Below are 14,888 nucleotides of genomic sequence, written 5' to 3'. Positions count from 1 at the left end.
GAAAAACGAGCAAATTATACGGGTCATCCATGCGAATTCAATCGATAAGTAGCAAAAAGGTGAACGATTATTTAAATTTATTTCCGAAGCCTTATTTTCACTAACTATCCCCAAAGTTGATTAGAGAAACCCAATGCATCTGACGTCAGCAATATGTGATATTTCTCACATAAAATTAAACTAAGGCTTTTACATCTGAATTGATTTTTTTTTGCTCTCAGTAAAAAAACCCAGATATATCTCATAATTTCAATACTTTAAAAACCCGGCACTCACAAAATCACCCGAATACTGCCACAAAACCATCTATTGACAATCTGGATATTTTTTTCTCATGTTTTTAACACAATGGGGCCATCAATCCCCTTACCGAATCATACAAATAGTTTGCTGATACGCCTCTTTCATCCCCTCAACCGGAGAGGTTATACCACCGAGTTGTAAAATTACGGTGAACGAAAAAGTGATAAAGGTCATTATTTCACTTTGAGCTATCAGTATGAAAAGTTTACAACTATTCATGATTTCTTTGATAAATGACAAAATTAATTGGGCTTTAGCACCACCAGATGCCGCTCTCCGTCAAGCTCAGGAACCGACAGAGGAACGACCTTATCAACCGTGACACCTTGCGGCAGTAATCCCATTTCGTCATGCGGCACCGTGCCTTTGAGGGCATAAAAGCGGCCCTGTGGACGGGATGGCAGGTGATGGCACCATTTGACCATGTCTTGCAATGACGCAAAGGCTCGACTAATCACACCATCAAACGCGGGTTCGGCAGGAAAATCCTCAACCCGACTCTGTACCGGCTCAATATTGTTCAGACCCAGCTCATGCTGCACCTGACGCAAAAAACGCACGCGTTTTCCCAGACTATCCAGCAGGACAAAATACGCATCAGGGCGAGCAATCGCCAGCGGTACGCCTGGCAACCCCGGGCCGGTACCCACATCGATAAAACGATTTCCGTACAGGTGTGGTTCCACCACCAGACTGTCCATGATATGCCGAACCAGCATTTGTTCCGGCTCACGAACCGATGTCAGGTTATAGGCTTTGTTCCATTTGTGGAGTAACGCTACATACTGAAGCAACTGTTTTTTTTGCTGATCGGTCAGCGCCATTCCAGCACGCTGCAGCAGGCTGTTTAGTTTCTCTAGCACGAATAAATCCTGTTGTCGGTTAAGGCAACATGGCCGCTTATCGCGGCCATGCGTCAACGTAAGCGAGCGGTCTTTGTCAGGCGCTGCGGCGCAGCATACCTTGTTTTTTCAGCCAGACCAGCAGAATTGAGATAGCGGCAGGAGTGATGCCTGAAATACGCGATGCCTGGCCAATCGACCCCGGTTTGTGATCGTTGAGTTTAGCGATCACTTCGTTCGACAAGCCACTGACCTGACGATAGTCCAGATCCGCAGGCAGCAATGTGTTCTCGTTGCGCAGTTGCTTTTCGATCTCATCCTGTTGTCGAGCAATGTACCCTTCGTATTTGACCTGAATTTCCACCTGCTCAGTCGCCTGAACATCAGGCAAAGCAGGGGCAAACATCGGCAGCGCTGTCAGTTGGGCATAATCCATTTCAGGGCGTCGTAACAGATCTTCACCGTTGGCTTCACGCGATAAGGGCGATTTTAACAGGCAGTTAATCTGCTCTACGCCTTCAGTGTTCGGGTGAACCAGAATATCGCGCAGACGCTGGCGTTCTTTTTCGATATTTTCCAGTTTCTCATTAAAACGCGCCCAACGTTCATCATCGACCATCCCCAAATCGCGGCCAATGGCCGTCAAACGCAGGTCAGCATTATCCTCACGCAGCATCAGGCGGTATTCAGCGCGAGAGGTAAACATACGGTAAGGCTCTTTCGTTCCCAACGTGCACAGATCATCCACCAGTACGCCGATGTAAGCTTGATCACGGCGCGGCGTCCAACCTTCCTGATCAAACGCCAGACGAGCCGCGTTTAGCCCTGCCAGCATCCCTTGAGCCGCCGCCTCTTCATAGCCGGTAGTACCGTTGATCTGACCTGCAAAAAACAGATTGTGGATAAACTTACTTTCCAGCGTGGGTTTTAAATCACGCGGGTCGAAATAGTCATACTCAATGGCATAACCGGGGCGGACGATACGTGCATTTTGCATACCGTCCATCGAACGGACGATCTGCCACTGCACGTCGAACGGCAAACTGGTTGAGATACCGTTCGGGTAAATTTCGTTACTGGTTAGCCCTTCCGGTTCCAGGAAAATCTGGTGTGCATTGCGATCGGCAAACCGCATCACTTTGTCTTCAATCGAAGGGCAATAACGTGGACCGATCCCTTCAATGACCCCAGCGTACATCGGACTGCGATCCAGATTGTTACGGATCACGTCATGAGTACGCTCATTGGTATGGGTGATGTAACACGGCATCTGTGCCGGATGCTCACTGGCGTTCCCCAGGAAGGAAAACACTGGCATGGGGTCATCACCATGTTGTGGGGTCAGTACACTAAAATCGATAGTTCGGGCGTCAATACGCGGCGGTGTACCGGTTTTCAGACGGCCGACACGCAAGGGAAGTTCACGTAAACGGTGGGACAGCGCGATCGAAGGCGGATCGCCTGCTCGCCCGCCGCTGTAGTTATCCAGTCCGATGTGGATCTTGCCGTCCAGGAAAGTCCCTACCGTTAGCACCACCGCTTTAGCGCGGAATTTCAGCCCCATTTGGGTTACCGCACCAACGACCTGATCATTTTCGACAATCAGATCCTCAACCGCTTGTTGGAACAGGGTTAGGTTCGGCTGATTCTCCAGCGCGGTACGCACAGCCTGACGATACAGTACCCGGTCAGCCTGAGCGCGTGTGGCGCGCACAGCCGGGCCTTTACTGGAGTTTAGTATCCTAAACTGAATGCCACCATGATCGATCGCACGAGCCATCAGGCCACCCATCGCATCGATCTCTTTTACCAGATGCCCTTTCCCAATACCGCCGATCGCCGGGTTACAGGACATTTGCCCCAGCGTATCAATGTTGTGTGTCAGTAAAAGGGTTTGACGTCCCATTCGGGCTGAAGCCATCGCGGCTTCAGTACCCGCATGACCGCCACCGATCACGATGACGTCAAAAGGATCCGGATAAAACATGGTGCTACACCTCGCGTGGTTGCGAATGATCGTTACTTGCCCTGGGGTGGGGGATTCTACTTAAGTTTGTGCCGCCGACCAAGTCTGTTGGATCGTCGGGTAGTTAAAGAAAGATCTTTTTTATTTAAAGATCTCTTTATTAGATCTCTTATTAGGATCCCCATGTGCTGTGGATAAGCCGGGATCCAAAAAGAAGATCAATAAGTTATTGCCGATCATTAGCTGTGAATGATCGGTGATCCCAGTCTGTATTAGCTGGGATCTGAAAGGGTAATTATACACAGCTCAAAAAAGCATCTGCGGTTATTATCTGGATAACTACGGGTTTTACCCGGCATTTCAACCTATTTATCCACAGAGACTAATGAAAAAAATAATTTTATTTGAGTAAAATTTTCCATGATCCCAACCAGACCTCAGCCGGATCTTCCGGAATGTCATGCTGGGTAATGTCGATCTTCAGTATATCGCCGATCCGATGCGCACCCAGATCCTGTAATAGCTGATCCAGTTTTACGATCGCACCACAGAAGGTGTCGTACTCGCTGCTACCGATGCCGATTGCGCCGTAACGGACAGCGGATAAATCAGGGCGCTTTTCCTGCAGCTCTTCATAAAAAGGTTGCAGGTTATCGGGTAGATCGCCAGCGCCGTGGGTGGAGGTGACCACCAGCCACACATTTTCAGGCGTAACCTCATCCCATTCCGGGCCATGCAGTAGCGTGGTGGTGAAATTATCCTGTTGCAGCAATGATTCCAGGTGCTCGGTAACGTACTCTGCGCTACCCAGTGTGCTGCCGCTAATGAGGGTAATGTCTGACATGCGTGATCCCGCCTGATTGAATGACGGCACATTGTACGCTGTGATCTTGGTGGGATCTACCTGTGGATAATAGGGGGATAGTAAAAAAGCATCAGGGCACGATGGTACGCATAATGGGGTTCTGCAACGAGATCAGCGTTTCGGTGGATTGAATTTCATCAATTGTCTGAATCTTGTTGATAAGTACATGCTGCAAGGCGTCGATAGAGCGGCACATGACCTTAATGAAGATGCTGTAATGCCCGGTGGTGTAATACGCCTCGACCACTTCTTCCAGGTTGTTGAGCTTCTCCAGCGCGGACGGATAGTCCTTGGCGCTTTTCAGGATGATGCCAATAAAACAGCAGACGTCGTAGCCCAGCTGCTTAGGGTTCACGTCCAGTCGTGTTCCCATGATGATGCCAGCCTGTTTCATCTTTTCTACCCTGACATGGATAGTGCCGGGGCTAACCGAAAACTGTTTCGCCAGTTCGGCATAGGGTGTGCGGGCGTTATCCATCAGGGCGTTGAGGATGCCGCGATCGAGTTCGTCCATCGAGTATGTGTCTGCTGCCATGATGCTGCTCCGTAAAGGGCTGTCTGAAGCGTTTTACTGATTATTGCTGAATGAATCAACGACCAAAACGGCTGCCCGTTCAGGGAAGATACGCGACAAGAGGGATATCAGGATGAGGTATCAGACTTTTTCGTGCTGAAAACGGCGTAACAGGCGGCTTTTCAGCCCGGTATCAAAGCGCCAGATATGATCAAAGATGCGCAGAATGCCGGGTTTGCCATGCGCTGACATGGCGACAGCGTGAAAACGGTGCTGCAGCCGATGCTGGCGGCGTTTGATTTCGTTGACCAGATCGTCTGGCAGACGCTGGGCAATAAAGTCTGAAATGATGACGGCGTCGGCATCCTGCCAGGAGGCGGTGTCCATTTTTTCCAGCAGCGACGACAGGCAGCTTGCCAGATCAGTACCGCCCCGGAAGGTCTGGCTGAGAAAACGTATCGCTTCTTCCAGCCCGTTTTCTGAGGTCAGGTCATAACTGACGATGCCGGTTGAAAACAGCATAATGTAACAGCGGCGGTTTTCCGCCAGAGCAATCCGCATCAGCGCCAGGCAGAAGGCTTTAGCGCAACGTTCGTTAAATCCGCCCATCGAACCGGAGGTATCCACACAAACGATAAACGGCCCTCGCGGTTGTTGCTCGTTATGCTGATGGACGACCGGCCGCTCAAGCGTTTTTTCCCGCCAGCTCTCCCCTTGTAGCCGGTACGTCAGTAACCGGTGTTCGGCCAGACGGCGGTAAAATTCAAACTCCAGCTCATGGGTCCCGAGGGTGGATAGTTCGGTGGGCAGTAGCCGTAGAATGTCATCACTCTGATGTATGCCGCTGACTTGTTCCGGTGCAAACGCCGGTTCACGCACCATCACCTGAAAGGATTCTTTCGGTGCCTGATGGCTGAGAACCGATTTTGTCTCCCTGCTACGGCCCAGGCGCTCCGCCAGACGCTGCAGTTCCGGCTGTTTTTGCAAAAATGCCCCGGTCTCCAGTAACGCATTGAAGGGTTGTTTCATGCGTTTACTGGCGCTGAGATCCCACAGCCTGCCTGCGGCCGTGTCGTTTTCAGCCAGAATCGGTTCCAGTGCCCCGCTTATCGTCAGGCGTTTTTGGATCTCGTCCAGTAACTGATCCCGCTCCTGTTCCATGATCTGATGGTGCAGATTCATCGTTTGCAGCGTCAGGCTAAGGCGCCAGCGCTGCATAAACAGGCTGTGCTGACTGGCGCTGATGCGGCGTTCTGAGGAGGGGGAAGCGGAACTGATCAGCTTTTCCGCCTGATTAAGGAAAGGAGAATCCACATGATGCAAGGTGGATATGATGTCTGGCAGAGTGGACTGAAAGGCATGCTCGCTGACTAACTGGGTCTGCTGATAACAGGTGAATTCTTTTTCCAGTTCGGGAGGTGCCTGGGTACTGCGCAGCCGTTGCCGGAGGTTTTCTTTCCACTCGGGTAAGTCACGCATGATGGCATTTTTCAGACGCGGATACTTGTCGAAGAACATCACCAACTGAGGCGTTGCCATCAGGGCTACAATCACGTCATCCAGCAGATCGTTTTCATCGATGGATAACAGCATCTCCAGGGATTCCAGCGTCAACATGATCGTTACTCCCGTTGTGACTGCGCGATTTGTTCATCGACCTGTTGAAGGCTTTCTTCAATCCTGGCAAGCCATTCTTTCGGGACAAACAAACAAGGCTGGTGACGCTCGAACAATCGACGTTGTTCACGTAACTGGATTTTCAACGCGTCATATTCTTTAACTATCTCTTCCGGCAGATCGCCCTTCATCACGCCGGGCAGCGATAACACCGTGCTTTGTAAACTGATATCGCGAATGATCAGATGCTGGCGCTCATCCACTTCCATATCGAGATGTTGGCTAAAACCGACGCCGTTGAGCTTCCCACGTATTTCGCCTCCCTTTTGCAGCCAGCTCGCCAGCGCTTCCCGGTCGATAACCACATGGGTGACGGTATAGTCGTGTAGCAGCAGTGGTTTTTGTAGCATCAGCGTTATTTCGGCGGCGGTCAGGCTTTCAGGTAACGAGTGATGGGGTTTCCGGCCGAAAAAGTTGACCTGGCGTTCAACCTTGAATGCCTGCTGTTCACTTTGTTCCTGCTGATATTGCTGGCGTTTCACATTCAATTGCTGCAATCGGAACAGTAATGTCCGCTGTTGATAGGCTTGTTCGCCCATCAATTGCTGTAATTGCTGCTCCACCAGATTGTGGGTATCCAGGTCGTGCCATAGGCAGTCTTTGAGAAGGATCAGATCGACCGGGGTGATTGCTTCCCGTCCGCTAAAAAAGGCACAGGCCTGAAGCAGTCGTATGGCTTTCTTCCAGCGACGATCGGAAACATACGGCGAACCTTCCTGAGTATCCAGACGCTGGCGCAACTGATAAATCAGTTCGAAGCAATTTTCTGGTAACGGTATATGCTCGATATGAGATTGCCACTGTTGGTACTCTTCATCGCTGACACTCAGTGCCGGGCTGATAAGGTTATCCTGCTCTGCGGGTGACGCGGTGAGCATGGCGCGAAAATTGTGTTTATCCTGCACCCGGTCAAGCCAGAGGCGAATCAGCATACGGTCATACAAGGCTTCCAGGCTGCTGTCGGCTTCAGGCAGTTCGTTGGAGGCCGTGACCAGTAGCCGCATCGGGATGGGTTCTTCGCTATTGCCGTTGCGAAAGCGCCGCTCGTTGATAGCGGTCAGCAGGGTATTCAGGATTGCAGGACCGGCTTTCCAGATTTCATCCAGAAAGACAATTTCCGCTTCTGGCAGGTAGCCGGTTGTCAGGCGCTGATAGCGCCCTTCGTCTTTCAGTGCCTGAATGGAGAGTGGGCCGAAGACCTCTTCTGGCGTTGAAAAACGCGTCATCAGGTATTCAAAGGCGCGCGCGTGTCTGAATGCGTATTTCAGGCGACGAGCAATCAGGCTCTTGGCAATCCCTGGCGGCCCCAACAGGAAGACGCTCTCGCCGCTGAGCGCTGCCAGCAGGCAAAGTCGGATGGCGTGTTGCCGTTCGTAAAGACCGTGTTCGAGAGCATGGCTCAGGCGAGAGATACGGTCGGCCAGCGCTGTGGGTTGCATCATAATAGATCCGTCATTGCGGTAAATGCCGTCAAGAGCGTGTAATAAACGTCAGAAAGACTACGTTTTCTTCATTAGCTATACATTAATTATTGTCACCATTGCTGGTGTTAAGCAACAGAGGTGCCAGCCCCGAACAGAACCAAGGTAGTATTAAAGAATGGGCTTTTAACGTGATTTGTGCATACTGTGCGTTTTCGGGCTACTCCAACCAGAATAAGGCCCGATTTGTTAATGAATTGATAACAGAAGACAAGGTTTATGAATTCAGAACATAAACGTTCACTTCCAGCGGTCACGCTGGCTGCCATCGGTGTAGTGTATGGCGACATCGGCACCAGCCCGCTCTATACGCTCAGGGAGTGTCTTTCCGGGCAGTTTGGTTTCGGGGTTGAACCTGATTCCGTCTTTGGCTTTCTCTCACTGATATTCTGGCTGCTGGTGCTAGTGGTCTCCCTTAAGTATCTCAGCTATGTCATGCGGGCGGATAACGCCGGTGAAGGGGGGATCCTGACGCTGATGTCGCTGGCCGGACGCAATACGTCCGACAAGATGACTGCCGTCGTGGTGATCATGGGGTTGATCGGCGGTAGCTTCTTCTATGGTGAGGTGGTGATTACCCCGGCGATTTCCGTGATGTCGGCGATCGAAGGGCTGGATATCGTTGCCCCGTCGCTGGATACCTATATCGTGCCTATTTCGATAGTGGTACTGACGCTATTGTTTATGATTCAAAAGCACGGTACGGGTCGGGTCGGTAGCCTGTTTGCGCCGATCATGATGCTGTGGTTTTTGTCGCTCGGTGTGTTGGGGGCTCGCAGCATTATCGCCAATCCAGAGGTATTGCAGGCACTCAATCCCCAATGGGCAATTAACTTTTTTATTCAATATAAATCGGTGTCCTTCTTTGCGCTGGGGGCGGTAGTACTGGCGATCACAGGGGTTGAGGCGCTGTATGCCGATATGGGCCACTTTGGCAAACTGCCGATTCGCATCGCCTGGTTTTCAGCGGTTTTACCGTCGCTGGTGCTCAACTACTTTGGCCAGGGCGCGCTGTTGCTGAAAAATCCAGAGGCTATCAAAAACCCGTTCTTCCTGCTGGCACCGGATTGGGCGCTGATTCCGTTGTTGGTGCTGGCTACGCTCGCTACCATCATCGCTTCTCAGGCGGTCATTTCCGGGGTGTTCTCGCTGACCCGTCAGGCGGTTCGTCTGGGGTATCTGCCACCGATGCGCATCGTGCATACGTCAGATATGGAGTCCGGACAGATTTATATCCCGTTTATCAATTGGTTGCTGTATGTGGCGGTGGTAATCGTTATTATCAGCTTTGAGCATTCCAGCAATCTGGCTGCCGCTTACGGTATTGCGGTGACCGGCACGATGGTACTGACCAGCATCCTGTCCTGTACGGTGGCGTTGAAAAACTGGCACTGGTATCGCTATCTGGTCTGGTTGCTGCTGGTGGCTCTGCTGGCTATCGACTTGCCGATGTTCCTGGCCAACGTGGTGAAGATTATTTCTGGTGGTTGGTTGCCGCTGGCGCTGGGTATGGTGATGTTTATCATCATGACGACCTGGAAAAGCGAGCGTTTCCGGCTATTACGTCGTATCCATGAGCATGGCAATTCGTTGGATGCGATGATCGCGTCGCTGGAGAAGAACCCGCCAGTGCGTGTAACAGGAACGGCTGTCTATCTGTCGCGTGCTACCCATGTCATTCCGTTTGCTTTGCTGCACAATCTTAAACACAACAAGGTATTGCACGAGCGCGTGGTGCTGCTGACCATGAGAACGGAAGACGCGCCTTATGTGCACAATGCCCGGCGTGTTTCGGTGGAGCAACTTTCCCCCACCTTCTGGCGTGTGGTCGCCAGCTATGGCTGGCGTGAAACGCCGAATGTAGAAGAGGTATTCCATCGCTGCTGGCAGGATGGATTGACCTGCCAGATGATGGAAACTACGTTCTTCTTGTCGAATGAATCGCTGATGATGGGTGCGCGTCCCTGGTATCTGCTTGTTCGCGGTAAGTTGTTCATGATGCTGAGCCGCAATGCGCTGCGCGCGGCGGATCAATTCGAAATTCCACCGAACCGGTTGATTGAATTGGGTATTCAGGTAGAAATCTGATTCCGGGCGAGTAGATGAATAAGCGGGTGAGGTCTAACAGGATCTCACCCGCTGTGGTATTGGGGCCTCTTCTTCCCGCCTACTGTTATCCTGTCGCGGATGTGGCATTCCATCTCCTCTAAAACTCTCTGGCTTTGTCCGGCAATGCTCTGCCGCGTCTTTTTTATTGGTTTTAATAACTTAAAATCTTCCTTTTATTACGCCAACGAAACGTTTCGATAACGATCACATTTTCATAAGATAATCGTTGCCTTCTCCGGTTCTTTTTCTACACTTGCTCTATAAGCGAAACGTTTCGCTCTCAGGATAAACAACATGAAAAAAGGTGTGTTACTTCATTCCGATATCTCGTCGGTGATTTCCCAACTGGGACATACCGATCAGATTGTCATTGCTGACGCCGGTTTACCGATTCCAGCGACGACGGCCCGCATCGACCTGGCTTTAACCCATAACGTTCCTGGCTTCTTGCAGGTGCTGGACGTGGTGACGGCGGAAATGCAGGTGGAAGCGGCGATTTTGGCTCAGGAAATCATTGAGAAAAACACCACGCTCCATGAAGCGTTATTAAAACAGTTAGCACAACTTGAACAACACCAGGGAAATACCATTTCACTGCATTACGTCAGCCACGAAGAGTTTAAAAAACAAAGTGGTCAGAGCCGGGCCATTATTCGTACAGGGGAATGCTCTCCTTATGCGAATGTGATCCTTTGTGCTGGCGTCACCTTCTGAGGTAGCGATGCAACCTTTACTGCAATTGCAAGGCATCACTAAAACGTTCCCCGGCGTTAAGGCGCTGTCCGGCGCGGCATTGAATGTCTATCCGGGCAAAGTCATGGCGCTGGTGGGAGAAAACGGTGCCGGCAAGTCCACCATGATGAAAGTGCTGACGGGCATTTATCGTCGGGATGCCGGTAGTATCCAGTTTTTGGGCAAGGATGTGGATTTCAGTGGTCCCAAAGCCTCTCAGGAAGCTGGTATCGGCATTATCCATCAGGAATTGAACCTGATTCCCCAATTAACCATTGCGGAAAATATTTTCCTCGGCCGTGAATTTACCAACCGTCTGGGGCGTATTGACTGGAAGCGCATGTATGACGAGGCGGATAAGCTGCTCAAGCGTTTGAATCTGCGTTATGACAGTCGCCGCCTGGTGGGGGAATTGTCTATTGGCGATCAACAGATGGTTGAAATCGCCAAAGTGCTGAGCTTTGAGTCTCGGGTCATCATTATGGATGAACCTACCGATGCGCTGACAGATACCGAAACCGCCTCGCTGTTTAGTGTTATCCGGGAATTGCAGGCCCAGGGCTGCGGCATTGTCTATATCTCCCATCGACTCAAAGAGATTTTCGAAATCTGCGACGATGTGACCGTGTTCCGTGATGGCCAGTTTATCGGCGAGCGTGCAGTGAGTGAATTACAGGAAGATTCGCTGATTGAAATGATGGTGGGACGTAAGCTGGAAGATCAGTACCCCCGTTTGAATCAGGCGCCCGGTGACGTGCGTTTGCAAGTCAGCGAATTGTCCGGGCCGGGGGTGAATAACGTGAGCTTCACCCTGCGCAAAGGCGAGATTCTCGGGGTGGCCGGGCTAATGGGGGCCGGTCGCACCGAACTGATGAAAGTGTTGTATGGTGCGTTGCCACGTACCCACGGTAGCGTCTCCTTAGATGGGGAGAACATCGTGGCGCGCAGCCCACAGGACGGCCTGGCCAGCGGCATTGTGTATATTTCCGAAGACCGTAAGCGAGACGGGCTGGTGCTCGGCATGTCGGTAAAAGAAAACATGTCCCTGACGGCACTGCGTTATTTCAGTAACGCAGCGGGTTCGCTGCGGCATGGCGATGAGCAGCAGGCGGTGGGCGATTTCATCCGCATGTTCAATATTCGCACTCCGTCCATGTCCCAGCCGATCGGGTTATTGTCCGGTGGTAATCAGCAGAAAGTGGCGATCGCCCGCGGGTTGATGACCCGTCCCAAAGTGCTGATTCTGGATGAGCCGACCCGTGGCGTCGATGTGGGGGCAAAAAAAGAAATCTATCAGTTAATCAACCAGTTCAAGCAAGAAGGGTTAAGCATCATTCTGGTATCGTCGGAAATGCCCGAAGTGCTCGGGATGAGCGATCGCATTATTGTCATGCACGAAGGGCACCTGAGCGGTGAGTTCCCGATTGAACAGGCTACACAGGAAGCGCTGATGGCTGCGGCCGTTGGTAAGCAATACGGCGTAAAGCAGGAGTAAATCAGATATGAGTTCTCAAACTATCACAGCAAAGCGCTGGCTCAGCAAAGAGTGGCTGATGGAGCAAAAATCATTGATCGCCCTGCTGATTCTTATCGCTGTGGTGTCTTCAATGAGTCCCAACTTTTTTACCCTGAACAACCTGTTCAACATCCTGCAGCAAACCTCGGTAAACGCCATTATGGCGGTGGGAATGACACTGGTTATCCTCACCTCCGGTATCGATTTGTCGGTAGGGTCGTTGCTGGCGCTGACAGGGGCGGTTGCCGCGTCTATCGTCGGGCTTGAGATCAATGCGTTGGTGGCGGTATTCGCGGCGCTGGCGCTGGGTGCGGTCATCGGTGCGGGAACGGGGATTATCATTGCCAAGGGGCGAGTACAGGCCTTTATTGCTACGCTAGTGATGATGTTGCTGCTACGTGGCGTCACGATGGTCTACACCAACGGCAGTCCTGTCAATACCGGTTTTTCTGATGCGGCGGATGCGTTGGGGTGGTTCGGCATCGGACGTCCTCTGGGAGTACCTACGCCAATCTGGATTATGGCGGTGGTATTCCTGGCAACCTGGTACATGCTGCACCATACCCGCATTGGTCGCTATATCTATGCGTTGGGCGGTAATGAAGCGGCAACCCGTCTTTCCGGGATCAGCGTTGATAGAGTCAAAATCGTTGTTTATTCGTTGTGCGGTTTGTTGTCGGCATTGGCAGGCATTATTGAAGTTGCCCGTCTGTCTTCAGCACAGCCAACGGCAGGGACGGGGTATGAACTGGATGCCATTGCGGCGGTAGTGCTGGGTGGTACAAGTTTGTCAGGTGGTAAAGGACGCGTGGTGGGAACGTTAATCGGTGCCTTGATTCTGGGGTTCCTGAATAACGGGCTTAACCTGTTAGGGGTTTCTTCTTACTACCAGATGATCGTCAAGGCGGTGGTTATTCTGCTGGCGGTTTTGGTAGATAACAAAGGCAGTAAATAACTTTCATTCACACAGGAATTGAAATATGAACTTGAAGAAGATTGCTACTCTGGTTTCCGCTGTCGCGCTGAGTGCAACGGTCAGTGCCAATGCGCTGGCAAAGGATACCATTGCTCTTGTTGTTTCCACGCTGAATAACCCGTTCTTTGTGTCGTTGAAAGATGGCGCCCAAAAAGAAGCGGACAAACTGGGCTACAACCTGGTCGTGCTTGATTCCCAGAACAACCCAGCCAAAGAACTTTCCAACGTGCAGGATTTGACTGTTCGTGGCACCAAGCTGTTGCTGATCAACCCGACGGACTCCAACGCGGTTGGTAATGCGGTGAAACTGGCTAATCAGGCCAAAATTCCGGTTATCACGCTGGACCGTGTCGCTGCCAGCGGTGAAGTCGTTAGCCACGTAGCTTCCGATAACGCCTTCGGCGGTAAAGTTGCCGGCGATTTCATCGCTAAAAAACTGGGTGAAGGTGCCAAAGTTATTCAACTGGAAGGTCTGGCGGGTACGTCTGCTGCTCGTGAACGTGGCGCTGGCTTCATGAAGTCTGCCGAGAAGAACAAATTTAACATGCTGGCAAGCCAGCCTGCTGATTTTGACCGCACCAAAGGTCTGAATGTGATGCAAAACCTGCTGACCGCTCACCCGGATGTTCAGGCTGTCTTCGCTCAGAATGACGAAATGGCGCTGGGTGCCCTGCGCGCTCTGCAGACCGCAGGTCGTGACAATGTGATGGTCGTTGGTTTCGATGGTACCGCTGATGGCTTGAAAGCAGTAGAAAGCGGCAAGATGGCGGCTACCGTGGCTCAGCGTCCTGATCAGATCGGTGTCATCGGTGTGGAAACGGCTGACAAGGTGCTGAAAGGCGAAAAAGTACAGGCGATCATCCCTGTCGACCTGAAACTGGTTACTAAGCAATAACATCATCAAAACGTAATACCGCACGTGCAGTACGGCGCCACCCCTGGTGGGTGGCGCGTAATCAACATCGGGGTTCATGTTAATGAAATCAGGCAAGCTGGTAGTCTTGGGAAGTATCAATGCGGATCATATTTTGAATCTGGCTCAGTTTCCCCGCCCAGGTGAAACGGTGATCGGTAAACAATATGGTGTGGCATTTGGCGGTAAAGGCGCGAACCAGGCGGTGGCTGCCGGGCGTAGTGGCGCAGATATCGAATTTATCGCTTGTGTCGGCGCTGACGATATCGGCGAACGTATTCGCCAACAACTCATCAAGGACCGAATTGATGTTTCCGCCGTTGAAGCGATTCCCGGCCAGACTACCGGGGTGGCATTGATTTTCGTTAACGGTGAAGCTGAAAACATGATCGGTATTCATGCGGGGGCTAATGCAGCCGTAACGCCAGATTACCTGCATCGCTATCAGCAGAAAATTACTGATGCTTCCGCGCTGTTGATGCAACTGGAGTCGCCGCTGGAAACTGTGATAGCAGCTGCTCGCCTGGCGCATGACAGTGGCACTAAAGTTATCCTCAATCCGGCTCCAGCTTGTTCTCTGCCTGACGAGTTATTGTCATTGGTGGATATGATCACGCCGAATGAGACGGAAGCGCAGATCCTGACCGGGGTGAGCGTAGAAACCGAAGAAGATGCACAGCGTGCCGCACAGGTATTGCATGATAAAGGCATCTCAACAGTATTGATTACCCTTGGCAGTCGTGGTGTCTGGTTAAGCGAACAAGGGCAGGGTCAGCGTATTCCCGGTTTCCGGGTCAAAGCAGTTGATACCATTGCAGCGGGTGATACCTTCAATGGCGCGTTAGTGACGGCTTTGCTGGAGTCACGCCCTATGGACGCGGCGGTTAAGTTTGCTCATGCGGCGGCGGCTATCGCGGTGACTCGCCATGGCGCTCAGCCTTCTGTTCCCTGGCGTGAAGAGATTGATGCCTTCCTGAATGCACAGGAGTAATCC

At 51.7% G+C, this 14,888-nt stretch carries 12 protein-coding genes; 6 read left to right on the top strand and 6 right to left on the bottom strand.

The annotated features are described in order from the left end of the window. Positions 1-545: 545 nt before the first annotated feature. The 6 genes from rsmG to ravA all read right to left on the bottom strand — a co-directional run bounded on the left by rsmG (position 546) and on the right by ravA (position 7,609). The gene (rsmG, locus tag LF929_RS20770; protein WP_226092768.1) at positions 546-1,166 is read right to left on the bottom strand and encodes a 16S rRNA (guanine(527)-N(7))-methyltransferase RsmG; all 621 of its coding nucleotides are present in this window, start codon (positions 1,164-1,166) and stop codon (positions 546-548) included. Positions 1,167-1,242: 76 nt separating this feature from the next. Next, positions 1,243-3,132, bottom strand: a complete 1,890-nt coding sequence (gene mnmG, locus LF929_RS20765) for a tRNA uridine-5-carboxymethylaminomethyl(34) synthesis enzyme MnmG (RefSeq protein ID WP_038909388.1) — start codon at positions 3,130-3,132, stop codon at positions 1,243-1,245. 379 nt (positions 3,133-3,511) lie between these two features. Further along, entirely contained in the window at positions 3,512-3,955 is a 444-nt protein-coding gene (gene mioC / locus LF929_RS20760) for an FMN-binding protein MioC (RefSeq protein ID WP_038909387.1), read from the bottom strand. 91 nt (positions 3,956-4,046) lie between these two features. Further along, the gene (gene asnC, locus LF929_RS20755) at positions 4,047-4,511 is read right to left on the bottom strand and encodes a transcriptional regulator AsnC (protein ID WP_038906097.1); all 465 of its coding nucleotides are present in this window, start codon (positions 4,509-4,511) and stop codon (positions 4,047-4,049) included. A 120-nt stretch (positions 4,512-4,631) separates the two neighbouring features. Continuing rightward, positions 4,632-6,107, bottom strand: coding sequence for an ATPase RavA stimulator ViaA (gene viaA, locus LF929_RS20750; protein ID WP_038906096.1), 1,476 nt, complete (start codon positions 6,105-6,107; stop codon positions 4,632-4,634). 5 nt (positions 6,108-6,112) lie between these two features. Continuing rightward, the gene (gene ravA / locus LF929_RS20745) at positions 6,113-7,609 is read right to left on the bottom strand and encodes an ATPase RavA (RefSeq protein ID WP_210176879.1); all 1,497 of its coding nucleotides are present in this window, start codon (positions 7,607-7,609) and stop codon (positions 6,113-6,115) included. A 258-nt stretch (positions 7,610-7,867) separates the two neighbouring features. Here ravA and kup point away from each other — a divergent pair, with 258 nt between their 5' ends. The 6 genes from kup to rbsK all read left to right on the top strand — a co-directional run bounded on the left by kup (position 7,868) and on the right by rbsK (position 14,885). Further along, on the top strand, positions 7,868-9,736 hold the full coding sequence (kup, locus tag LF929_RS20740) for a low affinity potassium transporter Kup (protein ID WP_038906094.1): 1,869 nt from the start codon (positions 7,868-7,870) through the stop codon (positions 9,734-9,736). A gap of 315 nt (positions 9,737-10,051) precedes the next feature. Next, positions 10,052-10,471 (top strand): D-ribose pyranase, encoded by a 420-nt coding sequence (gene rbsD / locus LF929_RS20735; protein ID WP_016941663.1) that lies wholly within the window; start codon positions 10,052-10,054, stop codon positions 10,469-10,471. A 7-nt stretch (positions 10,472-10,478) separates the two neighbouring features. Further along, positions 10,479-11,984: a ribose ABC transporter ATP-binding protein RbsA gene (gene rbsA, locus LF929_RS20730; RefSeq protein WP_020477035.1), complete on the top strand. Its 1,506-nt coding sequence runs from the start codon at positions 10,479-10,481 to the stop codon at positions 11,982-11,984. Positions 11,985-11,991: 7 nt separating this feature from the next. Beyond that, positions 11,992-12,960, top strand: coding sequence for a ribose ABC transporter permease (rbsC, locus tag LF929_RS20725; protein WP_012886736.1), 969 nt, complete (start codon positions 11,992-11,994; stop codon positions 12,958-12,960). A 25-nt stretch (positions 12,961-12,985) separates the two neighbouring features. Next, the gene (rbsB, locus tag LF929_RS20720) at positions 12,986-13,876 is read left to right on the top strand and encodes a ribose ABC transporter substrate-binding protein RbsB (RefSeq protein WP_012886735.1); all 891 of its coding nucleotides are present in this window, start codon (positions 12,986-12,988) and stop codon (positions 13,874-13,876) included. A gap of 82 nt (positions 13,877-13,958) precedes the next feature. Continuing rightward, positions 13,959-14,885 (top strand): ribokinase, encoded by a 927-nt coding sequence (gene rbsK / locus LF929_RS20715; protein WP_038906091.1) that lies wholly within the window; start codon positions 13,959-13,961, stop codon positions 14,883-14,885. Positions 14,886-14,888 lie beyond the last annotated feature (3 nt).

This window comes from Dickeya oryzae (assembly GCF_020406815.2).
Taxonomy (GTDB): domain Bacteria; phylum Pseudomonadota; class Gammaproteobacteria; order Enterobacterales; family Enterobacteriaceae; genus Dickeya; species Dickeya oryzae.
Note: the sequence above shows the minus strand (reverse complement) of the source record. Positions and strands in the feature narration are given on the sequence as shown.